The organism is Rhizobium halophilum, assembly GCF_021648825.1.
GTDB classification, from domain to species: domain Bacteria; phylum Pseudomonadota; class Alphaproteobacteria; order Rhizobiales; family Rhizobiaceae; genus Neorhizobium; species Neorhizobium halophilum.
Map to the genome: position 1 here is coordinate 94,830 of NZ_JAKJHS010000008.1, position 10,899 is coordinate 105,728.

Genomic DNA, 10,899 nt, shown 5'->3' on the forward strand with positions numbered 1-10,899 from the left:
GCTAGGAAGCCCAGCGCCGTTCGAAGAACTTATGCAGCGCTGCGGCTATACTGTTCCGTTGGAACTTCCGAGATGGTCTTCAGAACGACCGACGCGATTTGGTAAGGGCAGCCCTGGGAGTTCGGCCGGCGGTCTTCGAGGTAGCCGCGATAGCCGTTGTTGACGAAGGAGTGCGGAACGCGGATCGAGGCGCCACGGTCGGCAACTCCATAGGAGAACTTATTCCACGGCGCGGTTTCATGCTTGCCGGTCAGGCGCATGTGGTTATCGGGGCCGTAGACGTCGATGTGCTCTTTCCAGTTCTTGGCAAAGGCTGCCATCAGCGCTTCGAAATAATCCTTCCCGCCAACTTCACGCATGAACTTCGTGGAGAAGTTGCAGTGCATGCCGGACCCGTTCCAGTCGGTGTCGCCGAGCGGCTTGCAATGGAATTCGACGTCGATGCCGTACTTCTCGCAAAGGCGGAGCAGCAGGTAGCGGGCAATCCAAATCTGGTCGGCGGCCTTTTTTGAGCCCTTTCCGAACACCTGGAATTCCCATTGCCCCTTGGCCACTTCGGCATTGATACCTTCGTGGTTGATGCCGGCTTCGAGGCAAAGATCAAGGTGCTCTTCAACGATCTCGCGAGCGATCGAGCCGACGTTCTTGTAGCCGACGCCCGTGTAGTACGGGCCCTGCGGCGCCGGATACCCCTGTTCGGGGAAGCCGAGCGGGCGGCCGTTCTCGTAGAAGAAGTACTCTTGCTCGAAACCGAACCATGCGTCCTCGTCATCGACGATCGTGGCTCGGCTATTCGATGCATGTGGCGTTACGCCGTCCGGCATCATGACTTCACACATGACCAAAGCGCCATTTGTGCGAGCAGGATCAGGGTAAATGGCGACCGGCTTCAGCACGCAGTCGGAGCTATGGCCTTCGGCCTGCATGGTGGAAGACCCGTCAAAGCCCCACAGAGAAAGCTGATCAAGGGTAGGAAAGCTATCGAACTCCTTGATCTGCGTCTTGCCGCGCAGGTTCGCCACCGGCTGGTAGCCATCAAGCCAAATATATTCAAGCTTGTATTTAGTCATTGCACTCTCTCTTCACTGAAGCTGCGTGATCTGGCGCCAGCCTCAACGGCCTTACAGCCGCGGACGGGCGGTGGATAATTCTGACGATGCATATCTCGTGCCAGTTTCCCGTCGACGCATTGCAGGACCTCCTGTTTTGCGCGTGCGGCTACTGATCTCGTCGCGCACTACCATTTCCGAAGAATGAGTAGGTACTTCCCCAACTTCGACTTGAGCGGGAGTAAGCGGAACAGGTCCTCGTCCGGTCCGTTTAGGCTTGAGGTCGTGCGACTTGACCATCAATTCGCCACGCCCGCTGATCAATATCAGTGCAACTGCGCAAAAAATGCGCTAAAAGACTATGCGAATACCCTCACGAGGACATGGAAGATGACCCCAGATGTTGAGCGCGTATCGGCGAAGATCTACCAGTTCCCCCTTAAGCGAACGCGCATGCAAACGGCACCGGCAGAGACCCGTGGGGATGCGTCCTTCCCCGTAGTGGACGACTGCTGGTATCACGAAGAGGCGGTACGGCAGGAGGTAAAGCCACCTTGTCGGGATTGATCGGCAGGGGCGCAGCGACCCCACATCATGGAGCCACCTGTTAGCGGCGTTCGCCGTTTAGGTCTCACCCCTGGCCTTGAGGCCCTCCTAAGCTTCCCGCTGAACCACAACCTCAGTAAGTCTGTCATGCAGACGTTTACATCGCGCGCTTCACTGCTATCGTGCGCATCCATCGCCTAATGTCCCTCGCTCGGCATTGTATCTCGAGATAAACGGCAATCCCAAGCGGGTGGAGGAACACCAGCCTTGAATACTGTGACATCGGATCTTGAAGCCGGTAGTCGTGAACCCATCCACATCCCGGGTGCGATCCAGCCACATGGTGCGCTTTTCTCTGTCCGTCCCTCCGATCTCACTGTCCTTCAGAAGAGTGCGGATACTGACGACTTTCTCCCAGGTGCCATCACCTTGGGCTGCCAGCCGGGAGGAGCGATTAAGGATCTGTTGGAACCCATCTCAAGCTGGCATTCTAGGGGCGATGTAACCCTGCAGATCCCGCTGCCGGAACAGGACCTAACGGTAGTGGCCCATCGGTCCGGCCATTCTATCATCATCGAGCTCGAACGAGGGCACGCACGGGATCAGTCGCAGACTGATGTCCCGGCTGCGAGCATTTGTGCAACTGCTGGGGCGGAGCTCCACCGTTGAAGACTCCTTGCAAGCGACTGCCAGGTTTATTCAGGAGTTGACCGGGTTCGATCGGGTTCTGGTTTATCGCTTCGATGAGGGATGGAATGGTCAAGTAGCGGCTGAGGCCGGCAACGGAGCGCTGCCGTCTTATCTTGACCTACGTTTTCCCGCCTCAGATATTCCCGCTCAGGCACGCGCTCTTTATGCATCCAGCCCTGTGCGTTTGATCCCGGACGCGGCCTATCAACCGGTACCGATCGAGCCTGCCTTGAACCCGGAAACCCAGATGCCGCTGGACCTAAGTTTGGCGCAGCTGAGGAGCGTCTCTCCGGTCCACCTCGAGTACATGCGGAACATGGGCACGGCGGCCTCGATGTCCGTTTCGATCATGGTCGATGGGCGGCTTTGGGGTCTTGTGGCATGTCATAGTGCTAGCCCGCACCATATGGGCGTCACGACTCGTGATGCCTGCGACTTTACTGTCCAATCATTATCCATGCGCATAAGCGCCCAGCAGCGGGAGCAGGAAGCCTCAAGCCGTGTCGAATTGGGACGGATAACGTCGCGCCTCCTGACGTCGATGGCTACGGGAACGAGTTGGCCAGAGGGATTGGTCTACGTCGGCCAAGACCTTCTCGCTCAGGTCAACGCAGATGGAGCCGCGATCATCACGGAAGGCATCTATACTGCCTTAGGCAACTGCCTCGAAGAGGAAGACGTGCGCGCTGTTGTCAGTTGGCTGGAGACGGATCGAAGTGAACTTGACCATTTTGCAACGTCTAACCTCGCATCTGAAATGGTTTCCGCGACCAGTTTCGCTGGGAGAGCAAGCGGCATTGCCGCCATTCGCACTTCGGAGCTCTATCCAAGTTGGCTGATATGGTTCCGACAAGAGGTGATCCGAACGGTGAAGTGGGGCGGCAACCCCCACAAGCTCGTCACGGAGGCGGGCCGCATTCATCCGCGTAAATCCTTCGATACCTGGCGCGAGCAAGTACATCAGCATTCGATCCCTTGGACGCAAGCCGAACTTTCGGCGGCAAGGGATCTTCGCAATGCCATCGTAGGCATTGTGCTGCGTAGAGCAGAGGAGCTTGCTGAACTAACAAGCGAGCTACAACGATCGAACAAGGAACTGGAAGCGTTTTCCTACTCCGTCTCCCATGATCTGCGGGCGCCTTTTCGGCATATCGTAGGGTTTGCACAATTGCTGGGGGAGCGGGAGACTTCGCTGGACAGCAAATCCCGGCACTATCTTCAGAACATCTCGGAATCGGCCTTGGCCGCTGGCCGGCTCGTTGACGATCTCTTGAACTTCTCGCAACTCGGTCGAACTTCAATCGCGCTGAAGAAGGTCGATATGAACAAGCTCGTCGAGGAAGTCGTAAAAAGCGTCATGCTTAATCAAGCAGATCGACAGATCGAATGGCACGTTGATAAGCTTCCAGTCGCTTGGGGTGACGCTACGCTGCTGCGTCAGGTCTGGTACAACCTGGTTGAGAATGCGGTGAAATACTCCCGCGATCGGTCGCCTGCGAAAATTTCCGTGAGCGGCTCGACCAAAGAGGATTCGATCATATATTGCATCACCGACAATGGAGTTGGGTTCGACATGGCCTATGTCGGAAAGCTGTTCGGGGTTTTCCAAAGGCTTCAGCGCGCCGAAGACTTCGAAGGGACAGGTATCGGCCTTGCGCTTGTTCGGCGCATTGTCGAGCGTCACAATGGAACGATCAAGGCAAGCGGCGAAGTCGGCAAGGGTGCTACCTTCACCTTCGCACTGCCAACACCGGAAAGGAAGGGCCGCGCGCTTGCCTGAACTGCGACCGAACTGCTCGTGGAGGACAGTCCCCGCGATCTCGAACTGACGCTTGCTGCCCTCGAAAAGTGTCAACTAGCCAACGATATCGTCATCGCGCGCGACGGCGCCGAGGCGGTCGATTATCTCTTTTCTACAGGCCAATACGCCGATCGCGCAGACGGAGATCCCACCGTCGTTCTGCTTGACCTGAAGCTTCCAAAGATCGATGGGCTTGAAGTCCTGGAACGGGTGAAGCGGGACGAAAAGCTAAGGCACATCCCCATTGTAATGCTGACGTCGTCGCGCGAAGAGCAAGATCTCGTGCGCAGCTACGAACTCGGCGTCAATGCATTTGTCGTAAAGCCTGTGGAGTTCAACGAGTTCTTCAAAGCCATTCAGGATCTGGGGGTCTTCTGGGCTCTATTGAACGAACCCCCGCCTGGATACCGCCAAAATGGCGCAAACTAACCGCCAGCGCCCCCCGCGCATTCTTGTTCTTGAAGATAGCCATCTCGACGCTGAGCTGATCAGGGAGCACCTCGCAACCATGATGTCTCCGCCGGTCATTCACTACGCTACCAATCGCAGCGAATATGTCGCAGCACTTGCAGCGCCCGATTTTGACGTGATTCTTGCAGACTATTCCCCTCCGGACTTTGACGGGATGAGCGCGCTCGACATGGCGCGCGACGCGCTTCCCGAAGTGCCCTTTATCTTCGTCTCGGGCATCCTTGGCGAGGAAGTTGCAATCGAATCCTTCCGTCGGGGCGCCACGGATTATGTCCTCAAGCAGCGTTTGATCCGGTTGCCCGCAGCGGTAGACCGCGCTTTGGCGGAGGCGCGCGAGAGAATCGAACGCAGACGCGCTGAGCAACAGAAGGAATTGCTGGTACGTGAGCTCAGCCATCGGGTGAAAAACACGATGGCCATGGTGATGTCACTGGTGCGCCGAACCGTGAAAACCAGCAACGGCATAGACGACTATGTCGACAAGCTTCTTGGGCGGCTAAGGGCCATGGCAGACGCACACGCGCTTCTGTTCGAAACAAACTGGAGCGAGGCCGAGCTGCTGGAAGTGGTCCGCAGGACCATCGCTCCGCAAGACCGCAACGGAAAGCGTTTCGAGCTGAACCCGGGAGCGCTGACGATGCTCTCGCCAAAGGCTGCTCTCGCCCTCAGCATGGTTCTCAACGAGCTCGCTACCAATGCGGTAAAGCATGGCGCACTGTCCCACGAGCACGGCACGGTGCATATCTCTTGGAACCGAAGAGACGACGGCATGGTGAACCTGCTATGGCAGGAAATTGATGGACCGGCGCTCCATATTCCAGAGCATCAGGGATTTGGCACCACGCTCATTGACCGCAGCATACGCTACGAGTTGCAGGGAGAGGTAACGCTCGACTACCGCCCGACCGGCCTCGTTTGCAATATAACCTTCCCGTTGGACGCAGCCCTGCCGTACAGCCCGGGCTAGCCGCTACTGACCCAACGCTGTGGCTGCGCACTGAACTGTTGGTCGATCAGTCGCGCGAGCTTCTCCGGGCTCCAAGGCTTGGGAAGAAGGGGCAACCCTTGGAGCTTCATCTTGAGCTCTGGGAGTTCGGCATAGCCGCTGCATACGATCACTGGGATGCCTCTCGCCCTAAGGGCGTCAATGACCGGAAAAGACAGCTCTCCGTTCAGGTTCAGATCTACGATAGCACCATCGGGCGGAGACGCTTTGAGCGCCTCCAGTGCCTGGTTAATACGTCCGAACGGCCCCAGCACCCTGAACCCCTGCCCGACCAGAAAATCTTCCACGTCCATTGCGAGCAGGACGTCGTCTTCCAAAACCAGGATACTCATAATGTTCGTCGAACCATCTCGGATCACCAGTGTCAGCCCCCATACCGGTCATTGCCCGACAAGCGGACAATGAACTACTATCTTTACCCGTCCCCGTTGAGTTCAAGATCTTGGAGACCATAGAAAGGATCTTGCACCCGGTATACCGGATACAAAAGTGCCACTCCAGAGACCATTAATGCTCCACTGCGCGCTCTTGTTCCTCCAGCCACGCAGCAAGCGCCCGCACCATGGAGAGGCGTAGGCTGGCGCCCTTTGCAAGAGCACGAGCCAACGAGGCCCCTTCTTCAGGGAAACCCAGTTCAACAGCGATCTGGTTCGGTCGGATGTTCCGCTTGACCATGATGCGTTCAATAGCGTCGATTGTCGATTGGAGCAGGTATCGGCCATTGGCCACCAGCGTCCTCTCCTGCCGCTGCAGAAGCAGCACCTCATCGAGCGATAGATCCCTCAGAAACGCAGCGCGTTCCTCCTCCGTTGCCTTCGTCCACGCCTTTCGGAGTTTTGTCAGTCGAGGCAGTTCCACCGTTTCCTGTTGGCTATGATCGATGTCGGAGCGCTTCTGCTTCTTCGGCACTGCCTTTGGCCTCTTGGAACTGTCGGATCGCTCGGTCGCAGGGTTGCTAATCCTCCGCTCGCTCCGCGTCAACACGACGGGTCGATATCTCCACGGTGCAGCGAAATCCACCAGGATGCGCTTGCGCCGCCATTTCATCTATCTGCACCGACGCCTACGAGAGCGATGACGTGCGGATCAATAGTATTTGAGGTGTCGAAGTCCACGCGCGGCGCTAGTTTCAATGGCATGTTCTGTGTGAGGAGCCTCTTTTGCGTGTGAAATCAACTCTTGCCTGTCTGCTCATCCTCTGCACAGTGGCACCACCCTCTGGCCTCACGCAGGAACCGTCAGAAGAGCGCCGGCCAGAGCAGCCGGCAACCGGTATCCTTAGCCACCTGCCTCCCGATTCCGTGACGGAGCACATGCTGCAAACCAGGAACGGGCCGTTGCGGTACCAAGCGACAGCCGGAACGATGGATCTGATCGGGCAGAACGGAGAGCGGAATGCGAAGATCTTCTACACCGCCTATGTGATGAAGGATCGACAAGCGGATCGACCGGTCACATTCGCGTTCAACGGCGGCCCGGGCGCTGCTTCTGCCTATCTGCATCTGGGCCTCGTCGGACCGCTGGTCCTGCCTTTCAAGGACGAGAACGCCGACGGCACGCAACCACGGTTGAAGAACAATCCTGATAGCTGGCTCTCTTTCACAGATCTCGTGTTGATCGACCCGATTGGCACGGGATGGAGCAGAGCCGTCAGCAATGACGCAGCGGAACGCTACTTCAACGTCAGGCAAGATGCTGAAAGCATCGCCAAGACGATCGCACTCTATGTTCATAAGAACAATTTACTGACCGCGCCAAAATATTTGCTCGGCGAAAGCTATGGTGGCTACAGGGCTGCGAAAGTCGCCGTAGCGATGAAGAACAGCCAGAACATCATCCCGGCCGGCATCGTCATGATCTCCCCTCTCATTGAAGGACGTTTCTTGTTCGGGCTCGATCAGGACCCGCTTGCATCCTCCTTGCAACTCCCCTCGCTGGCCGCAGCGGAACTGGAGCGCCAGGGGAGATTCACGCCCGAAGCTTTAGATCCAATCGAGCACTTTGCGATGAATGATTACCTCACCACGCTGGCGGGTCCCGTTCTGACTGACCCGGAGGCCAGCGCCTTCTATGGACGTGTTGCAGCCATGACCGGCCTACCCCTTGCGACAGTGGAGAAGACACGCGGTTTTGTCGGGGACGTCTATGCGAAGGAAGCTGGTGGGACGGGGCGCGTCGTCAGCCCCTATGACGCCGGCTCCTCGACGGCGGATCCGTATCCGGAAAGCGCCGTCTCACGCAATGATGACCCGGTGCTTGATGGCTATACCCGCGCCTACGGCTCCGCCTTTGCAAGCTATGCCCGCGACACCTTAGGTTTCGATACGCCCATCACCTATACGCTTCTGAACGAAGAGGTGAACCGTCGCTGGGAATGGAACGGAGGCCATGGCGGTGACACCCGCGCCACCGCAAGCGCATCCAATGACCTTCGCGACCTTCTATCGGTCATCCCGTCCTTCCAGCTAATGGTGGCACATGGCTACAGCGACATTCTCACCCCCTACGGCATGAGCCAGTATGTGCTGAACCATCTACCGCCCCAACTGGCGGAAGGACGCACCAGCCTCAATGTCTACCGGGGCGGCCATATGTTCTACACGCGCGACGAGGAACGTCATCGCATCTTCGAGGACGCACGCGCATTCTATGAACGCGACGATGCAAGAGACTGACGCTTGCTACGCCGCCAGGTGCTCTTGATCAGACCCGTTCAAGGACGACCGCAATTCCTTGGCCGACTCCGATGCACATCGTCGACAATGCATAGCGCCCGCCGGTCTGCTTGAGTTCAAGGGCAGCAGTTCCTGTTATCCGGGCACCTGACATGCCAAGCGGATGGCCGAGTGCGATGCCGCCGCCATTGCGGTTCACACGGGGATCGTCATCGGCCATGCCGAGTTCCCGAAGCGTGGCGATCGCTTGGGATGCGAAAGCTTCGTTCAACTCAATCACATCCATCTGATCATGCGTCAGTCCAAGGCGGTCAAGCAGCTTCTTTGAAGCCGGTGCCGGACCTATTCCCATGATGCGCGGCGGCACGCCGGCAGTGGCTCCGCCTACCACACGCGCAACGGGCTCCAACCCATATCGGCTGATGGCTTGTTCCGACGCAACGAGTAGCGCAGCAGCACCGTCGTTGACGCCCGATGCATTGCCGGCAGTCACCGTCGCACCGTCAGTTTTGTTGACCGGCTTCAGCTTGGCAAGCGCTTCCATGGACGTGACTCGAGGGTGTTCGTCCCGATCGACACTGATGGGATCACCCTTTCGCTGCGGCACGCTCACCGGAGTGATCTCCCTGGCAAGCCGCCCGTTCTCCTGCGCCCGCGCAGCCTTCTCCTGGCTACGAACGGCAAAGGCGTCTTGATCTTCGCGCGAAATCTTAAAGTCGATCGCGACATTGTCTCCCGTCTCCGGCATCGAGTCTACGCCATACTGCTTCTTCATCAGTGGGTTGACGAAGCGCCAGCCAATGGTGGTGTCATAGATCTCCGCCTTGCGGGAGAAGGCCGTCTCCGCCTTCGGCATCACGAAGGGCGCGCGGCTCATGCTTTCGACGCCGCCTGCGATCATCAAGTCGGCCTCACCCGCCTTGATGGCGCGGGCTGCCGTCATCACCGCATCCATTCCTGATCCGCAGAGGCGGTTGATGGTGGTGCCCGTCACAGCCATTGGCAATCCTGCGAGGAGGGAGGACATGCGAGCTACGTTGCGGTTGTCTTCGCCAGCCTGGTTGGCACAGCCAAAGACGACATCTTCGACAGCCTCCCAATCAATCGACCTATTTCGCTCAATAAGCGCCGTCAGCGGCACCGCACCAAGATCATCAGGTCGCACCGCGGAGAGGGATCCGCCGAAACGGCCGATAGGCGTGCGAATATAGTCGCAGATATAGGCTTCGGTCATTTTCAATCCTCAGAGTTCCGGCACGACCAGATCGGCGACGGCGCCATCCGTGTGCAGCGGTGCGCCCGTCATCGCCTGCAGTTCGTCCATGGTCATCGCCGCGAGCTTCTCGCGTACGACGAACTTGCCGGCCTTGATATCAATCACGGCATGGCTCGTGTAGACGCGGGTGATGCAGGCAACCCCGGTCAGCGGGAATGTGCACCTCTCGACCAGCTTCGGCTTTCCATCCTTGGTGACGTGCTCGGTGATGACGAAGACTTGCTTCGCACCATGCACGAGATCCATGGCCCCGCCGACGGCTGGAACACCCTTTGAGCCGACGCGCCAGTTGGCGAGATCGCCGTTCTGAGCAACCTGGTATGCGCCCAGGATCGCAACATCCAGATGACCGCCCCGCACCATGGCGAAGCTGTCGGCATGATGGAAGAAGGCAGCACCGCGCTTCAGCGTCACTGCCTTCTTGCCGGCATTGATCAGATCCCAGTCCTCTTCGCCCTCAGGCGGCGCTTCGCCGAAGTTGAGAATGCCGTTCTCGGTGTGGAAAATCGCTTGTCGTCCGGCAGGCTGGAAGCGGGCGACCATCTCGGGAAAACCGATCCCGAGGTTCACGTAGGCGCCATCCATGATGTCCTGCGCCGCGCGCCAGGCGATCTGGGCGTTGGACAGCTTGATATCGTTAAGGACATTGATCGTGGGAGCATCGGTCATGCGTAGGCCACTCCGGCTCGGATGAGCTCTTCTTCCTGTTGCGGGTTGGCGACCTCGACGACCGCATCCACGAAGATCCCGGGCGTCACCACATGCTCCGGATCGATCTCACCGGCAGCGGCGACTTTTGAAACTTGAGCGATCGTCTTGGCGGCAGCCATGCACATCAGCGGATTAAAGTTGCGGCCGGCCTTGTTGTAGGTAAGGTTGCCGTAGGTATCGCCCAGTTGCGCCTTGACGATAGCGAAGTCGGCCTTAAGCCATCGCTCCTGAACATAGGGGCGCCCATCGAATTCCGCGATCACCTTGCCTTCTGCAAGCTCGGTCCCATAACCGGTCGGGGTATAAAAGGCCGGAATGCCCGCGCCACCGGCACGGATCCGCTCTGCGAGTGTGCCCTGCGGCACAAGTTCCAGCTCGATCTCTCCGGCCAGATATCTGTCAGTGAAGGCACGCGGATCAGAAGAACGCGGGAAGGAGCAGATCATCTTCCTCACCATTCCAGCGTCGATCATCGCTGCAATGCCGATCCGCCCATTGCCCGCATTGTTGTTGATCACCGTGAGGTTCTTCGGACCCTGGTCGATCAAGGCGTGGATGAGCTCGATCGGCGCGCCGGAGCCGCCGAAGCCGCCGATCATGACGGTTGCCCCGTCTGTGATCTGGGAGACGGCTTCTGCCGTGCTCCACACTGTCTTATCCATCTGCTACTCTCC

12 protein-coding genes are annotated in these 10,899 nt (G+C 58.3%); 6 read left to right on the forward strand and 6 right to left on the reverse strand.

Annotation, left to right across the window (positions count from 1 at the left end; genetic code table 11):
* Window positions 1–29: 29 nt before the first annotated feature.
* The gene (locus LXM96_RS15475; protein ID WP_239999456.1) at window positions 30–1,070 is read right to left on the reverse strand and encodes a glutamine synthetase beta-grasp domain-containing protein; all 1,041 of its coding nucleotides are present in this window, start codon (window positions 1,068–1,070) and stop codon (window positions 30–32) included.
* 369 nt (window positions 1,071–1,439) lie between these two features.
* Between LXM96_RS15475 and LXM96_RS15480 the strand changes: the two genes are divergently transcribed.
* From LXM96_RS15480 to LXM96_RS15500, 5 genes are all read left to right on the forward strand, one after another.
* A complete protein-coding gene (locus LXM96_RS15480; protein ID WP_239999457.1) occupies window positions 1,440–1,616 on the forward strand; it encodes a DUF2735 domain-containing protein in 177 nt (58 codons plus the stop codon).
* Window positions 1,617–1,871: 255 nt separating this feature from the next.
* Window positions 1,872–2,264: a hypothetical protein gene (locus tag LXM96_RS15485; protein ID WP_239999562.1), complete on the forward strand. Its 393-nt coding sequence runs from the start codon at window positions 1,872–1,874 to the stop codon at window positions 2,262–2,264.
* Between the two features lie 7 nt (window positions 2,265–2,271).
* Window positions 2,272–4,065 carry an ATP-binding protein gene (locus tag LXM96_RS15490; protein ID WP_239999458.1) on the forward strand — a complete coding sequence of 598 codons (1,794 nt, stop codon included), beginning with the start codon at window positions 2,272–2,274 and terminating at the stop codon, window positions 4,063–4,065.
* 18 nt (window positions 4,066–4,083) lie between these two features.
* Window positions 4,084–4,515 (forward strand): response regulator, encoded by a 432-nt coding sequence (locus LXM96_RS15495; RefSeq protein WP_239999459.1) that lies wholly within the window; start codon window positions 4,084–4,086, stop codon window positions 4,513–4,515.
* Window positions 4,502–5,524, forward strand: coding sequence for a sensor histidine kinase (locus tag LXM96_RS15500; RefSeq protein ID WP_239999460.1), 1,023 nt, complete (start codon window positions 4,502–4,504; stop codon window positions 5,522–5,524). The genes LXM96_RS15495 and LXM96_RS15500 overlap by 14 nt, the downstream gene beginning before the upstream one ends.
* Here the strand turns inward: LXM96_RS15500 and LXM96_RS15505 are convergent.
* Window positions 5,521–5,895 carry a response regulator gene (locus tag LXM96_RS15505; RefSeq protein WP_239999461.1) on the reverse strand — a complete coding sequence of 125 codons (375 nt, stop codon included), beginning with the start codon at window positions 5,893–5,895 and terminating at the stop codon, window positions 5,521–5,523. The two genes, LXM96_RS15500 and LXM96_RS15505, sit on opposite strands and share 4 nt — an antisense overlap.
* Window positions 5,896–6,070: 175 nt before the next feature.
* Entirely contained in the window at window positions 6,071–6,472 is a 402-nt protein-coding gene (locus tag LXM96_RS15510; protein ID WP_239999462.1) for a hypothetical protein, read from the reverse strand.
* 251 nt (window positions 6,473–6,723) lie between these two features.
* Between LXM96_RS15510 and LXM96_RS15515 the strand changes: the two genes are divergently transcribed.
* Window positions 6,724–8,238 carry a S10 family peptidase gene (locus LXM96_RS15515; RefSeq protein WP_394801971.1) on the forward strand — a complete coding sequence of 505 codons (1,515 nt, stop codon included), beginning with the start codon at window positions 6,724–6,726 and terminating at the stop codon, window positions 8,236–8,238.
* Between the two features lie 28 nt (window positions 8,239–8,266).
* Here the strand turns inward: LXM96_RS15515 and pcaF are convergent, their stop codons facing one another.
* From pcaF to LXM96_RS15530, 3 genes are read right to left on the reverse strand one after another with little or no spacing between them, the layout of a single operon-like run.
* Complete coding sequence (pcaF, locus tag LXM96_RS15520) at window positions 8,267–9,472, reverse strand: 3-oxoadipyl-CoA thiolase (RefSeq protein WP_239999464.1); 1,206 nt, start codon at window positions 9,470–9,472, stop codon at window positions 8,267–8,269.
* Window positions 9,473–9,481: 9 nt separating this feature from the next.
* Window positions 9,482–10,183 carry a 3-oxoacid CoA-transferase subunit B gene (locus LXM96_RS15525; protein WP_239999465.1) on the reverse strand — a complete coding sequence of 234 codons (702 nt, stop codon included), beginning with the start codon at window positions 10,181–10,183 and terminating at the stop codon, window positions 9,482–9,484.
* On the reverse strand, window positions 10,180–10,887 hold the full coding sequence (locus LXM96_RS15530) for a 3-oxoacid CoA-transferase subunit A (protein ID WP_239999466.1): 708 nt from the start codon (window positions 10,885–10,887) through the stop codon (window positions 10,180–10,182). The genes LXM96_RS15525 and LXM96_RS15530 overlap by 4 nt, the downstream gene beginning before the upstream one ends.
* Window positions 10,888–10,899 lie beyond the last annotated feature (12 nt).